The sequence below is a fragment of the Paenibacillus tundrae genome, assembly GCF_030812775.1.
Taxonomy (GTDB): Bacteria; Bacillota; Bacilli; order Paenibacillales; family Paenibacillaceae; genus Paenibacillus; species Paenibacillus tundrae_A.
The window spans coordinates 43,192-60,255 of record NZ_JAUSTI010000025.1; the positions used below are offsets into that span (position 1 = coordinate 43,192).

Consider the following 17,064-nt stretch of genomic DNA (forward strand, 5'->3'; position numbering starts at 1 on the left):
AAATAGGAAAGTATGAAAATAGTAACCGATAATACCAAGTACGGGACAATCGACCCACTCCTCACTCCACGATGCCAACTACAGAATCGGCCGCAGTTCTATTGTTTATCATCTGTCGCACCTCTGGGCTGGATCATCCCATATTAAAGCGCTCTCATAAATTTAATTTGATGTTATTATAGCACATGCTTCGGAAGTACAAGCAAGGAATTGACTCCCTAGAATTCAGACGGTCTCATGAATAAACAAAAAAGCCGTGCTGAGCAGGTATCTCAGACACGGAACAACTCTATGGAGTAAACTCATTCTCCGATCCTTCATTAAATGCCGGAATCTCTAAACAGTGTTGCCATAGAGCCGCCATCAACGATAATACGAATGGCTCTTGCCAGCATCGGAGCAACAGGTAATACTTTGAAGCACTCAGGATGATCATCTGGCAGCGCAATCGAATCGGTAACAACCACCTCTGCTATCGAAGGATGATTGAGTTTCGCTAATGCCCCATCGGAGAACAACCCGTGTGTAGCACATACGTATACATTATTGGAACCGCGCTCCTTGAGTCCCTCAACGACATTCAGAATGGTCGTGCCTGTATCAATTAGATCCTCAATAATGATCGGTGTGCGACCTTCAACATCACCAATGACATGGGTAATGATAGATTCGTTATGGTTTGGTCTCTTCTTGATCATGATGGCAAAAGGTGAATCCAGCCGGTTCGCTAGCTTCTCTGCCATAGAGGCACGCCCAGCATCCGGGGAGACAACAACCGGATGTTCAATACCTTTGCTTAACAAATATTCACTGATTAGATCTAATGACGTCATATGATCAACCGGAATATTGAAGAATCCTTGGATAGCTGCTGCATGGAGGTCAATCGTCACAACCCGGTTCGCTCCAGCCGTGGTCAACACATCGGCAACCATCTTGGCTGAGATCGGTTCACGCGGGGCTGACTTACGCTCCTGACGAGCATATCCATAATAGGGAACGATGATATTCACTGTCCGAGCAGACGCTCGCTTCGCAGCATCAATCATAACGAGCAGTTCAACGAACAACTCATTAATCGGGTTAGACAACGACTGAATTAGAAACACATCACAGTTACGAATAGTCTCTTCATAATGAACGTATATCTCTCCGCTCTTGAACCGGGACAGCTTGATCTTGCCTAGCTGTACTCCCAGCTTGTCGCATACTTGTTCTGCCAGCTTCGGGTTCGATGAACCGGAAAAAATACGTAACGATTGCTGCATAATGCCCTCCCGAGGGTTGAAGCCCCTATATAATCCCTTATGAATAAGGTTATTTTCAACCTTATTATACTCTACTGTCTCCTCTATTTAAAGGAACGAAAGAGCGACGGCGACTTTCAAAGACAGCCACCTCGGTGCACCCCAACTCATGCAAAAGTGCTTCTGCCTCAGGTAGGTAGTCCCCCAGCTTCATAGGATCATGCGCATCGGAGCCAAGCGTCAACGGGATACCTAACTCAATCGCTTTCGTTAGCATCCGACGCCCAGGAAACATCTCAGCACAGGGCTTCGATAACCCTGAGGCATTAAGCTCCATTGCACAGCCGCTCTTAGCTATCACTTGCAGAGTAGCATTCTCTAGTGTAATACGCTCATCTACCTCCTCAGGTGCAGGGAAGAAGCCGAATCGCTTGATGACGTCACTATGTCCCATAATGTCATACATTCCCGTAGCAGCAGCCTTACTCACCGCATCATAGTATTGGCGATATACTTCCAACACGTTACGCCCTTCCCAGTGATGCGTTTGACGGAAGTCAGTAATATCCCATTCGCCCAGGAAATGCACAGATCCAATGACATAATCCCACGGATACCGTTCAATAATCGCTCGAATCTCATTCTCCCAGCCTTCAATATAATCGCCCTCCAGACCGACACGCACATCAATCTGACCACGATATTTTTCCTTCAGGGAGAAACACTCCTCAACATAGCGTGGAAGCTCATCCATCGGCATAGCCATCTCGGGATAATAATTGGCTGGATCTACATGGAGTAACGGCATATGATCAGACAGCCCGATCTGGGATAGCCCAATGTCTATGCCACGCTTCACATACTCTTCCAACTTACCAACGGCATGACCACACCGCTCATGATGTGTATGATAGTCTATTCGCACGCCTGTCTCCTCCTAATCGCGGCGCGGCCGCTCGTGACGACGGCTCAGCTCTGACATAATATCGTCCAGTGGCAACTTGCGCTCTTGAAGGAGAACGAGCAAGTGATACATGAGGTCACTGACTTCCAGACGCAGCTCGTCATTATCTTTATTTTTCGCGGCAATGATCGTCTCCGATGCTTCTTCACCGATTTTTTTGAGAATTTTATCTACGCCCTTGTCGAACAGATATGTCGTATAAGCCCCTTCTGGGCGCTCACGCTCACGTTCAGCAATGACAGATTCAAGTTCACCAAGTACAGCAAAACGTGTCTCCGCTTCGCTTGCTTGTTTGGACGTTTCCGGCAAACCAGTGATTTCATTGTGGAAACAAGTCACTTCACCTGTGTGGCAAGCTGGTCCATTCGGTTTAACCTCAACAAGTAACGTATCTCCATCGCAATCATATTTAAGCGAAGTGATCTGTTGTACGTTGCCTGATGTTGCTCCTTTGTGCCATAGCTCTTGACGAGAGCGTGACCAGAACCACGTTTCACCAGATTCCAGCGACAGCTTCAAAGACTCCCGGTTCATGTAAGCCATCATCAAGACTTCGCGAGTTTCAGCATCCTGTACAATGGCAGGTACCAATCCATCGTTCCAGCGGATATGCTCCACTACCTGTGTAAGGGACAATTGTTCCTTCATTTCATTACTTGTATTACTCACGGATCTCCACCCCTTGTTCGCTCAAATGTTGTTTTAGTGCCGGTACGGCGATTTCTTTATAATGGAATATCGTTGCTGCGAGCCCCGCATCCGCTTTACCCGCCGTGAACACATCGTAGAAGTGGGATTCCTTGCCGGCACCACCTGAGGCGATAACCGGTATACGCACCGATTCTGATACCGCAGCCGTCAGCTTCAGATCGAAGCCATCTTTGGTGCCGTCCGCATCCATACTTGTCAGCAAAATTTCACCTGCTCCTAATTCTTCAGCCTGCTTGACCCATTCCAGTGCCTTGATGCCTGAAGCTTTCCGGCCTCCATGGGTATAGACTTCCCACTCGCCCCAAGCATCGTTGTACTTGGCATCCACCGCTACCACAATACACTGGGAACCAAACCGACGTGCCCCATCTGCAATCAACTGAGGATTAAGCACTGCTGCTGTATTAACGGCAATTTTGTCCGCGCCTGCTCGCAAAATACGCTTCATATCTTCAACCTTGGAGATACCTCCACCCACCGTAAATGGAATCGCAATTTCGCCAGCCGTTTGACGTACAACTTCTTCCATCGTTTCCCGTCCTTCTACCGAAGCGGAAATATCGAGGAATACCAGTTCGTCGGCACCTTCGCGATCATATAGCGCCGCCAGCTCAACCGGATCACCCGCATCGCGGAGATTGACGAAGTTAACGCCTTTGACAACCCGCCCGTCCTTCACGTCCAGACAAGGAATGATTCTTTTTGCCAGCATGCTCCTCTTCCTCTCTACCCGAATATCGCTTATTTATTCACCGAACGTACCGCTTCAGTCAGATCGATGCTACCTGTATATAGCGCTTTGCCCACGATTGCTCCACCAACGCCATCCTCTGCATGGCGGCTAAGGCGAAGTAGATCATCCATGACGCTCACACCACCGGAAGCAATGACGGTTCTGCCGCTCGCCTTAGCTAGAGACACAATCGCTTCCACATTGGGTCCTTGCATCATGCCGTCCCGAGAAATATCAGTGAAGATGAATGTTTCTGCGCCGAATGCAGCCAGCTCCTTCGCCAGCACTTCAGCCTGAACTTCTGATGTTTCAAGCCAGCCTCGTGTAGCGACATAACCGTTACGAGCATCTATCCCGATGGCAACCTTATCGCCGTATCGTCCCAACACTTCCTCCGTAAAAGCACGATCCTCAATCGCCGCTGTTCCAATAATAAGTCGGCTAACACCAAGTCCGAGCAAACGCTCCACATCGGCAACTGTACGAAGACCGCCACCAACCTGAACAGGCACGTTTACTGCTGAAGCGATTCGCCCGATCAGCTCATCATTAACGGGATGTCCAGCCTTAGCACCGTCCAGATCTACGAGATGAACATATGTACCGCCTTGCTTCTCCCAAGATAGGGCAACTTGTACAGGGTCATCGTTGTATACCGTCTCCTGATTGTAATCGCCTTGCACCAGTCTTACACATTTGCCGTCTCGGATATCGATTGCTGGATATATGATAAAAGATGACATACAAGCCCTCCTGATTATCGCTTTATAGCTGATGTTTAGTTTAGAGTACATTTCAGAACTCACTACTCTACTGCATAATGATTCAATCTGTCCTCAATGTACCGAATATTCAAATTATGTTGTCTTACACGAGCTATTCAATTCATTCCAGTGAAGCTCTACTTTGAACATAATTAATGCTCAAACATATACAGCCGTTTACGTTAAAGCCAAGAAATTACCCAGAAGCTTCATGCCTAGCTCGCCACTTTTTTCCGGATGGAACTGCATACCGAAGTTTGATCCTCTACCCACAATTGCCGTCACAGGATGTCCGTAATCGGTGACTGCCAGTAGATCACTTTGCACTTCAGTAACTGCATGATATGAATGGACGAAATACACGTGACCTGCATCAAGGCCAGCCAACAACGGGTTTTCCGGTTGTAGGAACTCCAGACGGTTCCAGCCCATATGTGGAACCTTCAGTTCGCCTGGGGCGAAGCGCACCACTTTACCTGGTAAAATGTTTAGTCCCTTATGTTCCCCGTGCTCTTCACTAGAGCTGAACAATAACTGCATCCCAAGACAAATACCGAGCAGAGGCTTCGACCCAGCAGCAGCTTCTTTAACTACAGCATCCAGACCACTCTCCCGGAGATGCTCCATCGCATCACCAAATGCACCTACACCGGGCAGAATCACACCATCTGCACCCAGAATCGCCTCACGGTCTCCCGTTACCAGCGCTTCATAGCCTAGACGTTCGACCGCTTTGCCGACGCTGTGCAGGTTCCCCATACCGTAATCGACAATTGCAATCGCCATCGTCTACAGCACTCCCTTCGTGGAAGGCACACCCGTTACACGTGGATCAATCATCGTTGCCTCATCTAATGCTCGGCCAAGTGCCTTGAATATTGCTTCAATCATATGATGTGTGTTCTGTCCGTAGTGCACAATCACATGTAAGGTAATCCGAGCTTCCAATGCCAGTTTCCACAGAAACTCATGCACAAGCTCTGTGGAGAAGCTGCCAACCTGCTGGGATGGATATTCTGCACGATACTCAAAGTGAGGTCGGTTGGAGACATCAATGATGACCTGAGCCAGAGCCTCATCCATAGGTACGAATACACTGGCATAACGCTTAATGCCCCGTTTGTCGCCCAATGCTTCTCGTAAAGTCTGTCCAAGACAGATCCCGATGTCCTCTACAGTGTGGTGATCATCAATATCAATGTCCCCGCGCGCTTGTACGTTTAGATCGAATTGTCCGTGCTTCGTGAACAGATCCAGCATGTGGTTCAGAAATGGCACATCCGTCTCGATCACCGATTGACCCGTTCCATCGACGGAAAATGCGAGTTGAATATTGGTCTCATTCGTTTTGCGGTCTACCTGTGCCTCGCGCACAGCACCTTTGTTCTCTAGTCCCAAGCCATTCTCTTGATTATCCATGATCTGATTCCGCCTTTCCTTCCTGTTCTAACCGCACAGCGATTGCGCGGGCGTGACCTTCAAGCCCTTCATGCCTTGCCAACTCTATAATAGCCGCTCCGTTCTGGAGCAACGCTTCCTTGCTGTAATAGATCAAGCTGGATTTCTTAATAAAATCATCCACATCCACCGGTGAACTGAACCGGGCTGTACCATTCGTCGGAATAATATGATTCGGACCGGCAAAATAATCCCCTACCGGTTCCGAGCTATATGGCCCTAAGAAGATGGCACCAGCGTTCTCAATCCGTCCAGCATAAGCCATCGGCTCTTGCACCATAATCTCTAAGTGCTCCGGTGCAAGGCGATTCACCACATCAATTCCTTCATCTAAGGAATCAACCACGATAATTGCACCATACTGCTCCACCGAAGCAGCCGCAATATCTCTACGCGGCAGCACGTCCAGTTGCCGCTTCACCTCGGCCTGCACGGCTTCCGCCAGCGTAGCCGAAGTCGTGACGAGAATAGCCGATGCCATCTCGTCATGTTCCGCCTGCGACAATAAGTCTGCGGCAACATACACCGGATTCGCCGTATCATCGGCAAGCACCACAATCTCACTCGGCCCCGCGATACTGTCGATATCGACCGCCCCATACACTTCGCGCTTCGCGAGCGCCACGTAAATATTGCCCGGTCCACAGATCTTATCCACCGGGGCAATACTCTCCGTGCCGTAGGCGAGGGCGGCGATGGCTTGCGCGCCGCCAACCCGGTACATCTCGCTTACGCCTGCTTCCGCGGCAGCCACGAGAATGTACGGGTTAATACCTTCGCCACCATTAGTAGATGGCGGCGTTACCAGAACAATCTCCGGCACACCCGCTACCTGTGCCGGAATCACATTCATCAGCACCGACGAAGGGTACGCTGCTTTGCCGCCAGGTACATATACACCGACCCGCTTCAGCGGTCGGATTACCTGGCCCAGCAGACTGCCGTCTGGCTGCCAATCCATCCAAGAATTGCGTTTCTGCTTCTCATGAAACGCACGAATATTAGCGGCTGCCTGCCGAATCGCCGTTACAAATGATGGCTCCACCGCGGCATACGCTGCTTGTAGCTCTTCCTGCGGCACATGAAGCTCTGAAGCCGCGAGCTTCGTCCGATCCAGTTGCTCTGTGTACCGGAGCAACGCGGTATCACCTTCTCGGCGGATGTCACTGACAATGCGTCGTACGGTTTCATTTTGCTCAGGTGTACCATATTCGACTTCCCGCTTCAGATTAAACTCCCGTGCAGGTACAATTTTCATGCATATAACCTCCTTCTCTCCTGTATTACTGCCGTGCTATATGTTCATTCTTTGATATCTATAACTTCTATCCCGCCGCAGTTTTGCTCCCAGTGTAGTTCTCAGCACATAATGCTCTGCTGCACTACACATCTAACGAGGTCTGCTACATGTCCATGATAATAAGCTAAGAGGCTTTCGTTAGCCTCGCAGTATCCCGCCAGACATCTCCGTCGAAGCTGGAATAACCTTCTGCAATGCGTCGCATAACGACTGAATCCGATCATTCTTCATCCGATAACTAACCCGGTTGGCAATAAGGCGACTGGTGATATCAAGAATTGAATTCATTTCCACCAATCCATTCTCGCGTAGTGTCTGCCCCGTCTCGACCAGATCGACAATTCGATCTGCTAAGCCAATCAGTGGAGCAAGCTCAATGGAGCCGTTCAGCTTAATGACTTCCACCTGCTGTCCTTGTTCTCTGAAATATTGGGAAGCAATGATCGGGTATTTGGTTGCTACACGTTGCTGAATACCTGGCTTCCAATCAGGAAGGCCAATAACGGACATCCGGCACTGTGCAATTCCCAGGTTGAGCAGCTCATAGACATCCCGGTTTTCCTCAAGCAGTACGTCCTTGCCCACGATCCCGATATCAGCCACACCATATTCTACATAGGTCGGGACATCCACAGGCTTCGCCATAATAAATTCCATACCCGCTTCAGGCACCTCAATGACCAGCTTGCGTGTATCATCCACATCAACGGGAATGTCGAGACCTGCTTCACGGAATAACTTTGAAGCTTTTTTATAGATTCGACCCTTAGGCATTGCTACCTTCAAAATATCCGACATCTCAGCGTGCTCCCCTTTCTTCAGATGAATAACGAATGACCTCGGCATACCGCTTGTCACTCCGCGCTTCATGTTCACCAGAGGTTACAGCTACCTTCGCCGTTTCAGTGATGCTGTTCTCTTCGGAGAGAAGGGCTGTCACAACGTTCTTTCCTAAACTGCGTAACCGCGCCGCTTCCGTAAGTGCTTCAGCTCGGCATTCAGACTGATATTCAATCAGCACAGGCTTTTCTTCTTCTATTGTAATGCCATGTACTCCGTCGATGATCCGGTTTGTTTTAAGCGCAAACCCTGTAGCCGGAAGCGCACGTCCAAACTGCTGCAGCAGATTATCATATCGTCCACCACTGCATACAGGCGATCCAAGCTCGGCCGCATAACCTTCAAATGTCATACCTGTATAATACGAGAAGTCACCAATCATCGTCAGATCGATCAACACATGCTCAGAGACTCCATACGCCTCTAACACCTCAAATACTGCACACAGATGGGCGATAGACTCTGCCGCTTCCGGACTAGAGCTTAATTGAGTTGCTTCAGCACAGATCTCTTTGCCACCTCGCAAACGTAGAATTGCCTCAAGTTGTGCCTTCAACTTTGGTTCAAGATCAAGTGCTTCAATAGATTCCCGATAACCAACGTAGTCCCGCCCGAGCAATCCCTTCTTCAATTCTTGCTGCTGTGTAGTCTGACCCGGGATAACCTCTTCCAACAATCCATTCAGGAAACCCATGTGACCCATCGCTATTTTAAAAGAAGACACACCCGCTGCCTGTAAAGAGGCAATCGCCAAAGCAACCACCTCTGCATCCGCTTCAGGGGAATCATCACCTACGAGTTCAACACCCGTCTGGAAAAATTCAGCTTCACGTCCCGCTTCCTCTTCAATGGAGCGGAACACATTTGCATGATAAGACAAACGGAGTGGTAGCGGCTCATCCTTCAGTAGAGAAGATACCACCCGCGCAATAGGAGCTGTCAGATCCGATCTCAACACGAGCGTTGTTCCTCGGCTATTCAGCAACTTGAACAATTTACGATCTGATGTAGAGCTGGCTACACCTACCGTATCGTAATACTCAATCGTTGGCGTCATAATCTGGCGATAACCCCAGCGTTCCATGCATTCTAGTGCATTTCGCTCAATCGTTCTCAGCTTGTTCACGACAAGCGGTGTATAGTCACGGAAACCGGTTGGTTTCTCGAAGCCTTTTGGTTTAGACATTTGTATCATTCACCCCGAGTCAGTAGTTTAGATTGTGCAGCAGTCTGTAAGTCTGTATATGGATTCTTGCATCAATTCATCCGTCAATTTTCATTTCAATCTGTATCTCAACAGGATTTATGTAGTTAGCATCTATCTGTATCAGCCTAAGCCCCAAAATGCCTTCGTAAATCCTTTATGCGTTCTTCTGTTAAGCCGTTCTTGTGCTCTAGCTGCTATGCAGCGCATTATTTCTATGGGTTCAGACCCTCAGCGAGAGGAGAATTTTTATTTCTCTTTCTGTCCCTATTGCTTTCGCATGGTAAAGTGCTAACAAACTAAAGGATATGGGATATGATAACATGAATGACGCCACATCGTCAACAAAACCACACAGCTAGCCTGCCATCTTCCTTCTATGGTTTACCCGCATTTTATAAGCGTGACGAGAATATTTATATATGAAAAAAGCTGCCCTTAGCAGCTTCTCCCTCAGCGGTTCAGATTTCACCTTAACCACTGGATATATCTTATTAGTTCCTATGTTTCTAATAATAAGTCTTAGGTATTCATGTAATGCCTTAAATGCCGTTTTCCAACGACCTTCATTTCCTAAAATGGTTCATCTGTCTTCACGAGCACATCATGCTCTAGAGATGCAGACCGGGATAGATCCCGTAGTGGATTTCCTCCCACAAAGGCTCCTGGTGCAACATCCTTGTGAACTACAGCACCTGCTGCAACCACAGCTCCATCCCCGATGGTTACCCCCGGCAAGATGGTTGTATTCGCACCAATGAGTACATTCTCACCGATAATGACCTCGCCCAGCCTGTACTCTTTGATTAGATATTCATGAGCCAGAATGGTCGTGCTGTATCCGATGACTGAGTTTTCGCCCACCGTGATCTTCTCCGGAAAAAACACATCTACCATCACCATTAAGCCAAATGCCGTATGTTTACCTACCTTCATGCCAAGCATTCGGCGATAGATCCAGTTCTTTACCGATAGAATCGGACAGTAACGTGATAGCTGAATCCAGATAAAATTACGAACACCCTTCCATGGGCTTACGGTCTGATAGATGTGCCATAATGCATTATGACCTTCTACCGGATAGCGGGTTACTTTTCTCATGTACGTCTCGCTTCAATACCTGTAAGTGTAAGCAGATCCCTCATATCGTGCACAATATGATCCGGGTTGTATTCTTTCAGTTTTTCTTCTCCCTTGAGAGACCAAGCCACACCTACGGAGAGTGCACCTGCATTTTGAGCCGACTGAATATCCACGGGGCTGTCACCAATCATCAATGTTTTGGCAGGATCGGCACCAAGCTCGTTCATCGCCTTCAATACCGGTTCAGCATGAGGTTTCGGATGGGTTACATCCGTGACTGTTACAATAGTTTGCATATACTTGAGCAAGTCGAAGCGCTCTAACACCTTAAGTGTAGAAGGACGAATTTTCGTTGTCACTACTCCCATTACAATACCTGCTTGATGAAGAGCTTCAATAACCTCCAACACATGCGGGAAAGGCTGCACCATTGCCTCATGGTGAATATCATTATATGCACGGTAGCCCTTCACATACTCAGAGACATCCTCTTGTCCAGAAAATGTTCGCATCTGCTGTTCCAACGTACCACCCATATGTGGAATAATCTCTTCCCTTGTCCACGGAGCTGAATGCTCCCATTCTCCCATTACATGTAGGAACGAGCTGATGATCAGTTCATTCGTATCTATAATCGTTCCATCGAGATCAAACAAAACCGTGTTGATCATACCTGCATTACTCCTTTTTGTCTTCAGCTTGCCTCTGCTCTTCTCTAGCTAGCGTTGATGTTGTTTTATCTTCTTTGCTGTCTTTGCCAGCACCTGTACCTGGCGCACCTGTCTGTGGCATATCATCCGATGGTTCTGAGGGTACTTTCGTCGATACGATTGGGTCACTATAACGTACATCTGCCCGACCCGTCACTCTTCTTACCACGATGAATACTACCGCAACAATGATAATAGCGATCGCCAGCAGTTGCGAAATTCTAACGTTGCCATACGCTGGATCTAGATATCCTTGTTCGAAGCCCATTGCCGTCATTGGAGACCACATTCCATTTACGACAGAAGCCACCCATGCTGGCGCTTGGAACCCAAGACTATCTGTGCGCAATGCTTCAATGAAGAAACGACCGATAGAGTACCAGATAAAATAAGACATGAACAGTTCACCTGCACGTAGAAACTTCTGACGACGCAATACGAGCAGAATCCCTAAACCTACTAGGCTCCATAACGATTCATACAAGAAAGCCGGATGATGGAATACACCATTTACGTTCATCTGATTGACGATAAAGTCTGGAAGATGCAGATTGTTCCGCAAAAATGATTCCTCTACAGGTCCGCCGTAGGCTTCCTGATTCACGAAGTTCCCCCAACGCCCAATCATCTGTCCAACGATGAGACCTGGCGCGCAAATATCGGCCATACGCCAGAAGTTATATCCTTTACGACGGAAGAAAATAACTGCACATATGATGGCACCAATTAGTGCCCCATAAATGGCGATACCGCCATTCCATATTTTAAATACATCCCAGAAATTGTCCTTATAATCGTCCCATTTAAATGCCACATAATAAATTCTGGCTCCAATAATAGCAGACGGTACGCCGAGCAGAACCATGTCCATGAAGACTTCCTGCGGGATGGCATATCGTTTTCCCTCCTGGATGACCAGCAATAGACCAACAAGCGCTGCTGCACCCAGAATTAATCCGTACCAGTGAACCGTCAGCGGTCCAATAGAGAACGCAACCGGGTCCAACAGTAATAATGTATCCATTCATTCACACTCCTATAAATTCACTCATGCCACTGTGCATACTTCCTACGTAACCTATATCCAAGAAAAAGTGGTATAGCAAAGCACAGCTTTGTCTCATACCACAATTCCCTGTACTATTTTTAATTAATCCATGTCTTCCATATCTTCTGAGATGGTTGCTGTCAACTTATTCGTAAACTGCAGCGCCGCATTCAATCCCATTTGCTTCAGACGGTAGTTCATGGCTGCAACCTCGATGATTACAGCTAGATTTCGACCAGGACGAACCGGGATCGTAACCAGAGGTACATCCGTATCAATAATTCGTGTAGTCTCCTCGTCCAATCCAAGACGGTCATACTGCTTGTCTTGTTGCCATGCTTCAAGTCGAACAACAAGCGTAATTCGTTTATTGTTACGTACAGCACCCGCACCAAACAGCGTCATGACGTTGATGATACCAACTCCGCGAATCTCCAGCAAATGACGAATCAACTCTGGCGCTGTTCCGTGAAGTTGGAAGTCGGAGGTTTGGCGAATCTCTACCGCATCATCGGCAATCAAGCGATGTCCACGTTTAACCAATTCCAAGGCCGTCTCACTTTTACCGATACCACTACTTCCCGTAATCAACATCCCTACACCATACACATCACACAAAACACCATGGATGGTCGCTGTTGGTGCCAGCTTGCCCTCAAGGAAACCAGTAATCCGGCTCGACAGGATCGTCGTTGCCATATTACTACGAAGTACAGAGAGGTTTTGCTCTTCACTTATATCGATCAGCTCTTGTGGAACGTCCAGCCCACGCGTGACAACAATACAAGGTGTCTCTTCTGTGCATAGACGCTGCATCCGATCACGGCGTTCTTGTTCAGGCAACATTGCAAAAAAGGCCAGCTCGGTTCTTCCAAGAAGCTGTACCCGTTCCTGCGGATGATATTCAAAATAACCAGCCATTTCTAGGCCAGGTCGGTTCAGATCGTCTACTGTAATGAATCTCTTTAATCCATGAGATCCTGAAACAACTTCAAGCTGAAATTGTTGCACTAACTCGGATACTTTCACTTTTTTCGCCATTTTGTCTCTTCCTTTCAGCATTCGCTGCCTCTGTATGTACATCAAGATGACACATTATTTCACTACTTTAAGAGCGCATTCAGTTTGATTCCATGTGCAGCCTATACGAAACGTCAATCAACGTCATTCAGCGAAGACAGACCACAGTTATCGGATGTTTTCTATGCAGGTATAGCATACTCGAACTCTGTTTCATCAATCGATAACCTTCAAATAATCTTAAATGAATTCACCACTGAATGCAATCTTGGACTATGCCTGTTATTAGTCAAAAAAGCCCCTTCCAGCAATAACGGAAGGGGCTCTGAATACAATGTATGATTGCGTTAACTGATAGATTTCATCGTTACCGAGGAATCCCAGTAATATTAGTCTTGAAGAAGTACGTTCACTTCAGTCTCTTTGTCAAAGATATGAACCTTGTTCATGTCAATTGCCATTTTAACTGTGGAACCATCACGAGTGTTAGAACGTCCGTCTACACGTGCGATTGTAGTATCGTTACCTACACCACTCAAGTAGAGGAGCATTTCGTGACCCAAGTTCTCTGTTACATCTACATGTGTAGAGAATACAGAGTTCGGGGATGCTTCCAAGAATACTGGCTCTTCGTGAATGTCTTCTGGACGAACACCCAGAATCACTTCTTTACCAACATATCCTCTAGATTTCAGCACTTGTGCTTTACCTTGCGGGATTTCAACGTCCACGCCTGGAGCTACGAAGTGAAGGTTTGCACCTTGCTCAGCCAGTTTACCCGAGATAAAGTTCATTGTCGGGGAACCGATGAAACCAGCTACAAACAGGTTGGACGGATGGTTGTAAAGCTCTTCAGGAGAAGCAGCTTGTTGGATGATACCATCCTTCATAACTACGATCCGGTCACCCATCGTCATTGCTTCGATTTGGTCATGCGTTACGTAGATAACAGTTGTTTCCAAACGTTTAGCCAGTTTTGTGATTTCCGCACGCATCTGACCACGAAGTTTAGCATCCAAGTTGGAAAGTGGCTCATCCATCAAGAAGACTTGTGGGTCACGGACAATCGCACGTCCTAGAGCGACACGCTGACGTTGACCACCGGACAATGCCTTAGGTTTACGCTCAAGCAAATGCTCGATATCCAAAATTTTAGCTGCTTCACGTACACGTTTGTCGATCTCGTCTTTTTTCACTTTACGCAATTTCAAACCAAACGCCATGTTTTGATATACGCTCATATGCGGATACAAGGCGTAGGATTGGAATACCATCGCGATATCGCGGTCTTTAGGAGCAACATCATTTACGACACGGTCACCGATGTAGAGTTTACCTTCGGAAATTTCCTCAAGGCCTGCGATCATACGCAGTGTTGTTGATTTACCACAACCGGACGGACCTACCAGTACCAAGAATTCTTTATCTTTAATGTCCAGGTTAATGTCAACTACTGTTGCTTTATCGGAACCCGGGTATTTTTTAAAAATATGCTCTAAACGTACACCTGCCATGATTGTTGCCTCCTCAGAGATCATTTTGTAATCGAATACATTTTGTAGTTTTATAATAACCCATGCATGTGATGTTTGACTATTCGCAAACTGCACAAAAATATCAGAGCTTTTTCGTCACTTTGTACATAAGCAGCAAAAGCCGCACTAGAACAGCACTTTCAAAGCTTCTAACATCGTATCCAATCTCTTGTTTGATCTTATCCAGACGATAAACGAGTGTATTCCGGTGGATGAAAAGCCGCTTGGCCGTCTCGCTTACGTTGCAATCCAAGCTAAAAAAGGTCTCTAGCGTTGTGAGGGTCTCACTATCGTTAAATATTGCGGTATCTTTACCTGTATCCTTAATGAACCGATGTCGCTGCTGCTGGGGGATACTAGCAACAACCTGTTCCAGTTGTAAATTCCATGGAAGATGGATATGCTGTGCGACATGGAATGCCCTGCCTAGCTGTACACTTTCCTGCAGAAGTGCAGTAGCAGGCGCCAATTGAGTTGCTGGGTGACAAGGTAACAATGCAGATAGATGGAATACACCAGCCCATTCACTCGCTACCAACTCATATAGTCCAAGACAGAAGGCATTAAGCAGATCTTTCCTCGCCTCAACGGTATCCTCCTCAGCCTCACCCATAACAATCTCTTCATCAGCTAGAAAGACCCACTCTTGGTCTCCCATAGGAATTAATATAATTAACTCACCGAAGTAACTCTCCAATAGTTTATTAAGCTCTTTGGAGCGAATACGATGAGCATCCGGTGTTTCACACTGCATCAAAAAAGGAATTTTCTCTGTGCTCAGCTCCGCCACAGTCGATAAATGCGCTGGTACCGATTCATATTCGGATGGATCGTTTATCTGCTGTACAAGCCATTGACCCAGTTCAGCAAGCTGCTGCTCTCGATCACTTTCATATACTACAGGCGCTTCTTCGAGTGATGCTTCTGTGTTGTTAAGGATTAGAAGCTCGATGAGTCCCTTGGTTTCTCTAGTAATCGCTTCAGTAGAGCATCCCCAACATATAATATTTCCTTCTTTGGCATTCACTCCGACTTTAAAATAAATCCGTTCTCCCGTACTCAGACTGCGTGCTTCAGTAAAATTGTCCCTTTTCGCCTCGCTTGGTTGACCGTCGTGCTCTCCATTATAGATAGGGTTATCATAGTTATGATCGAATAACTTGGCCGCTGACTCTTCCCATTCTTCTATAGTAACTTCATATTCATCTAATGTAGTACCGATAACTGTTTCAATTTGTTGTTTAAGACCTGGTATGATCATCATAATATGAACGTCACCACTCTGTTTTTTCTACTATCTTATCATATCCTAAGGGAGATCGCCTTTTACCTATGGGTTTATCACAACGATTACGAAAATTTATAATTTATTGTGTATTGGCAGCTGACCCTTTTATCCATGTGTTATCTAGGTTCCCTAGAATATTATTCAATAAGTACTCGGCTACTATTTCATTAGTTTTAATTTCAAAACAAAAAAAAGAGTGAATAATCATGTTAATGATTATTCACTCTTTCTATATGATGAGTCATGAAGGGCTCGAACCTTCGACACCCTGATTAAAAGTCAGGTGCTCTACCAACTGAGCTAATGACTCATAAAACTGGTGGAGGATGATGGATTCGAACCACCGAACCCGTAAGGGAGCAGATTTACAGTCTGATGCGTTTGGCCGCTTCGCTAATCCTCCAAAAAAAATAAGGTGGCTCGGGACGGAATCGAACCGCCGACACGAGGATTTTCAGTCCTCTGCTCTACCGACTGAGCTACCGAGCCTTATTTTGTATTGGGATTAATGGCGGAACCGACGGGATTCGAACCCGCGATCTCCTGCGTGACAGGCAGGCATGTTAGGCCAACTACACCACGGTTCCAGGCATTAATGGTGCCGGCGAGAGGACTTGAACCCCCAACCTACTGATTACAAGTCAGTTGCTCTACCAGTTGAGCTACACCGGCGTATATGGTGGAGGCTGAGGGGATCGAACCCCCGACCCTCTGCTTGTAAGGCAGATGCTCTCCCAGCTGAGCTAAGCCTCCTGGGTAATATGGTAGCGGCGGAGGGGATCGAACCCCCGACCTTACGGGTATGAACCGTACGCTCTAGCCAGCTGAGCTACACCGCCATATTAATGAATTGTCTTGATTGCTTGTCCATCTCCATTAGGATAAAGATGGCGGAGAGAGAGGGATTCGAACCCTCGCACCGTTTACACAGCCTAACCCCTTAGCAGAGGGTCCCCTTATAGCCACTTGGGTATCTCTCCAAATAACAATCATGAACAATGATTACAAGGATTGCTCCTTGAAAACTAGATTCGAAACGAAAGTCTGCGATCAAAACTTGCTATTTGGATAAGCCCTCGACCGATTAGTACTGGTCAGCTCCATGCATTACTGCACTTCCACCCCCAGCCTATCTACCTCGTCGTCTTCAAGGGGTCTT

Annotated in this window: 16 protein-coding genes, 8 tRNA genes and 1 rRNA gene; all 25 read right to left on the reverse strand. The window is 47.1% G+C overall.

Features of this window, described 5'->3' with window-relative positions:
- Window positions 1-320 precede the first annotated feature (320 nt).
- On the reverse strand, window positions 321-1,268 hold the full coding sequence (locus J2T19_RS26275) for a ribose-phosphate diphosphokinase (RefSeq protein WP_307221268.1): 948 nt from the start codon (window positions 1,266-1,268) through the stop codon (window positions 321-323).
- Window positions 1,269-1,332: 64 nt separating this feature from the next.
- Window positions 1,333-2,172 carry a histidinol-phosphatase HisJ gene (gene hisJ / locus J2T19_RS26280; RefSeq protein ID WP_307221271.1) on the reverse strand — a complete coding sequence of 280 codons (840 nt, stop codon included), beginning with the start codon at window positions 2,170-2,172 and terminating at the stop codon, window positions 1,333-1,335.
- Window positions 2,173-2,184: 12 nt separating this feature from the next.
- Entirely contained in the window at window positions 2,185-2,859 is a 675-nt protein-coding gene (gene hisIE, locus J2T19_RS26285) for a bifunctional phosphoribosyl-AMP cyclohydrolase/phosphoribosyl-ATP diphosphatase HisIE (protein WP_307221306.1), read from the reverse strand.
- A 13-nt stretch (window positions 2,860-2,872) separates the two neighbouring features.
- Window positions 2,873-3,634: an imidazole glycerol phosphate synthase subunit HisF gene (hisF, locus tag J2T19_RS26290; RefSeq protein ID WP_128099833.1), complete on the reverse strand. Its 762-nt coding sequence runs from the start codon at window positions 3,632-3,634 to the stop codon at window positions 2,873-2,875.
- Between the two features lie 29 nt (window positions 3,635-3,663).
- On the reverse strand, window positions 3,664-4,398 hold the full coding sequence (gene hisA, locus J2T19_RS26295; RefSeq protein ID WP_307221274.1) for a 1-(5-phosphoribosyl)-5-[(5-phosphoribosylamino)methylideneamino]imidazole-4-carboxamide isomerase: 735 nt from the start codon (window positions 4,396-4,398) through the stop codon (window positions 3,664-3,666).
- A gap of 198 nt (window positions 4,399-4,596) precedes the next feature.
- Window positions 4,597-5,205 carry an imidazole glycerol phosphate synthase subunit HisH gene (gene hisH / locus J2T19_RS26300; RefSeq protein WP_307221277.1) on the reverse strand — a complete coding sequence of 203 codons (609 nt, stop codon included), beginning with the start codon at window positions 5,203-5,205 and terminating at the stop codon, window positions 4,597-4,599.
- Between the two features lie 3 nt (window positions 5,206-5,208).
- Window positions 5,209-5,838: an imidazoleglycerol-phosphate dehydratase HisB gene (gene hisB, locus J2T19_RS26305; protein WP_275446303.1), complete on the reverse strand. Its 630-nt coding sequence runs from the start codon at window positions 5,836-5,838 to the stop codon at window positions 5,209-5,211.
- Window positions 5,831-7,135: a histidinol dehydrogenase gene (gene hisD, locus J2T19_RS26310; protein WP_307221281.1), complete on the reverse strand. Its 1,305-nt coding sequence runs from the start codon at window positions 7,133-7,135 to the stop codon at window positions 5,831-5,833. The genes hisB and hisD overlap by 8 nt, the downstream gene beginning before the upstream one ends.
- Before the next feature lie 180 nt (window positions 7,136-7,315).
- Window positions 7,316-7,975, reverse strand: a complete 660-nt coding sequence (gene hisG / locus J2T19_RS26315; RefSeq protein WP_307221284.1) for an ATP phosphoribosyltransferase — start codon at window positions 7,973-7,975, stop codon at window positions 7,316-7,318.
- A 1-nt stretch (window position 7,976) separates the two neighbouring features.
- The gene (locus tag J2T19_RS26320) at window positions 7,977-9,203 is read right to left on the reverse strand and encodes an ATP phosphoribosyltransferase regulatory subunit (RefSeq protein ID WP_307221287.1); all 1,227 of its coding nucleotides are present in this window, start codon (window positions 9,201-9,203) and stop codon (window positions 7,977-7,979) included.
- 591 nt (window positions 9,204-9,794) lie between these two features.
- The gene (locus J2T19_RS26325; protein WP_307221290.1) at window positions 9,795-10,322 is read right to left on the reverse strand and encodes an acyltransferase; all 528 of its coding nucleotides are present in this window, start codon (window positions 10,320-10,322) and stop codon (window positions 9,795-9,797) included.
- Window positions 10,319-10,975, reverse strand: coding sequence for a pyrophosphatase PpaX (gene ppaX / locus J2T19_RS26330; protein ID WP_307221293.1), 657 nt, complete (start codon window positions 10,973-10,975; stop codon window positions 10,319-10,321). The genes J2T19_RS26325 and ppaX overlap by 4 nt, the downstream gene beginning before the upstream one ends.
- 7 nt (window positions 10,976-10,982) lie before the next feature.
- Window positions 10,983-12,038, reverse strand: a complete 1,056-nt coding sequence (gene lgt / locus J2T19_RS26335; RefSeq protein ID WP_239293569.1) for a prolipoprotein diacylglyceryl transferase — start codon at window positions 12,036-12,038, stop codon at window positions 10,983-10,985.
- 126 nt (window positions 12,039-12,164) lie between these two features.
- Complete coding sequence (hprK, locus tag J2T19_RS26340; protein ID WP_307221299.1) at window positions 12,165-13,103, reverse strand: HPr(Ser) kinase/phosphatase; 939 nt, start codon at window positions 13,101-13,103, stop codon at window positions 12,165-12,167.
- 368 nt (window positions 13,104-13,471) lie between these two features.
- Window positions 13,472-14,596, reverse strand: a complete 1,125-nt coding sequence (locus J2T19_RS26345; RefSeq protein WP_145051889.1) for an ABC transporter ATP-binding protein — start codon at window positions 14,594-14,596, stop codon at window positions 13,472-13,474.
- Between the two features lie 103 nt (window positions 14,597-14,699).
- Window positions 14,700-15,881, reverse strand: coding sequence for a PucR family transcriptional regulator (locus J2T19_RS26350; RefSeq protein WP_307221303.1), 1,182 nt, complete (start codon window positions 15,879-15,881; stop codon window positions 14,700-14,702).
- A gap of 261 nt (window positions 15,882-16,142) precedes the next feature.
- Window positions 16,143-16,215: transfer RNA gene (locus tag J2T19_RS26355), tRNA-Lys, on the reverse strand.
- A gap of 7 nt (window positions 16,216-16,222) precedes the next feature.
- Window positions 16,223-16,308: transfer RNA gene (locus tag J2T19_RS26360), tRNA-Tyr, on the reverse strand.
- A gap of 13 nt (window positions 16,309-16,321) precedes the next feature.
- Window positions 16,322-16,394 (reverse strand) — tRNA-Phe (locus J2T19_RS26365).
- 20 nt (window positions 16,395-16,414) lie between these two features.
- A tRNA-Asp gene (locus tag J2T19_RS26370) sits at window positions 16,415-16,492 on the reverse strand.
- Window positions 16,493-16,501: 9 nt separating this feature from the next.
- Window positions 16,502-16,577: transfer RNA gene (locus tag J2T19_RS26375), tRNA-Thr, on the reverse strand.
- A gap of 5 nt (window positions 16,578-16,582) precedes the next feature.
- Window positions 16,583-16,658: transfer RNA gene (locus J2T19_RS26380), tRNA-Val, on the reverse strand.
- Between the two features lie 9 nt (window positions 16,659-16,667).
- Window positions 16,668-16,744: transfer RNA gene (locus tag J2T19_RS26385), tRNA-Met, on the reverse strand.
- 49 nt (window positions 16,745-16,793) lie between these two features.
- A tRNA-Ser gene (locus J2T19_RS26390) sits at window positions 16,794-16,885 on the reverse strand.
- An 84-nt stretch (window positions 16,886-16,969) separates the two neighbouring features.
- Window positions 16,970-17,064 (reverse strand): 23S ribosomal RNA (locus J2T19_RS26395); the annotation flags it as partial.

Excerpts from the sequence above, each read along its gene's own strand:
- J2T19_RS26275 (WP_307221268.1), bottom strand. The coding sequence starts at position 1,268 with ATGCAGCAATCGTTACGTATTTTTTCCGGTTCATCGAACCCGAAGCTG.
- hisIE (WP_307221306.1), bottom strand. The coding sequence starts at position 2,859 with ATGAAGGAACAATTGTCCCTTACACAGGTAGTGGAGCATATCCGCTGG.
- hisF (WP_128099833.1), bottom strand. The coding sequence starts at position 3,634 with ATGCTGGCAAAAAGAATCATTCCTTGTCTGGACGTGAAGGACGGGCGG.
- hisA (WP_307221274.1), bottom strand. The coding sequence starts at position 4,398 with ATGTCATCTTTTATCATATATCCAGCAATCGATATCCGAGACGGCAAA.
- hisH (WP_307221277.1), bottom strand. The coding sequence starts at position 5,205 with ATGGCGATTGCAATTGTCGATTACGGTATGGGGAACCTGCACAGCGTC.
- hisB (WP_275446303.1), bottom strand. The coding sequence starts at position 5,838 with ATGGATAATCAAGAGAATGGCTTGGGACTAGAGAACAAAGGTGCTGTG.
- hisD (WP_307221281.1), bottom strand. The coding sequence starts at position 7,135 with ATGAAAATTGTACCTGCACGGGAGTTTAATCTGAAGCGGGAAGTCGAA.
- hisG (WP_307221284.1), bottom strand. The coding sequence starts at position 7,975 with ATGTCGGATATTTTGAAGGTAGCAATGCCTAAGGGTCGAATCTATAAA.
- J2T19_RS26320 (WP_307221287.1), bottom strand. The coding sequence starts at position 9,203 with ATGTCTAAACCAAAAGGCTTCGAGAAACCAACCGGTTTCCGTGACTAT.
- J2T19_RS26325 (WP_307221290.1), bottom strand. The coding sequence starts at position 10,322 with ATGAGAAAAGTAACCCGCTATCCGGTAGAAGGTCATAATGCATTATGG.
- ppaX (WP_307221293.1), bottom strand. The coding sequence starts at position 10,975 with ATGATCAACACGGTTTTGTTTGATCTCGATGGAACGATTATAGATACG.
- lgt (WP_239293569.1), bottom strand. The coding sequence starts at position 12,038 with ATGGATACATTATTACTGTTGGACCCGGTTGCGTTCTCTATTGGACCG.
- hprK (WP_307221299.1), bottom strand. The coding sequence starts at position 13,103 with ATGGCGAAAAAAGTGAAAGTATCCGAGTTAGTGCAACAATTTCAGCTT.
- J2T19_RS26345 (WP_145051889.1), bottom strand. The coding sequence starts at position 14,596 with ATGGCAGGTGTACGTTTAGAGCATATTTTTAAAAAATACCCGGGTTCC.
- J2T19_RS26350 (WP_307221303.1), bottom strand. The coding sequence starts at position 15,881 with ATGATGATCATACCAGGTCTTAAACAACAAATTGAAACAGTTATCGGT.